The organism is Paraclostridium dentum, assembly GCF_012922555.1.
Taxonomy (GTDB): domain Bacteria; phylum Bacillota; class Clostridia; order Peptostreptococcales; family Peptostreptococcaceae; genus Paraclostridium; species Paraclostridium dentum.
This window is the reverse complement of the sequence record NZ_WIPK01000200.1, coordinates 1-316: the sequence shown is the minus strand read 5'-3', so window position 1 is coordinate 316 and position 316 is coordinate 1. Positions and strand designations below refer to the sequence as shown.

Annotated in this window: 1 protein-coding gene; it reads right to left on the bottom strand. The window is 64.6% G+C overall.

Features of this window, described 5'->3' with window-relative positions; all coding sequences use genetic code 11:
* On the bottom strand, positions 1–303 hold a 303-nt coding region (locus GFJ41_RS21355; RefSeq protein WP_226890301.1), incomplete at its 3' end, for a class I fructose-bisphosphate aldolase.
* Between the last annotated feature and the right edge of the window lie 13 nt (positions 304–316).

Here is a 316-nt window from a genome sequence, read left to right as displayed (position 1 = left end):
GTTCGACTTGGCGCGGATCAGCAGCGCCTCCTGAGCGGCGGCCACGTTCTCAGGGAGCCCGCCCCACGTCTTCAGGCACGTGTTCTGGAGAGCACGTGCGTAGGAGAAGGACACGTGCCACGGGTTCGGGGCTTGGTTCATTGCGTTCAAGTTGAGCGTGGCCTCGACCTCAGATTGGCCACCGGACAAGAACATGATGCCAGGGACGGCCGGGGGGATGCGTTGGCTGAGGAGCTTGAGGGTGTAGGAGGCGACCTGCTCGGGGGTGGCGCGTTCCTTGCACTCGGCACCGGGGGTGACCATGCTAGGCTTCAAG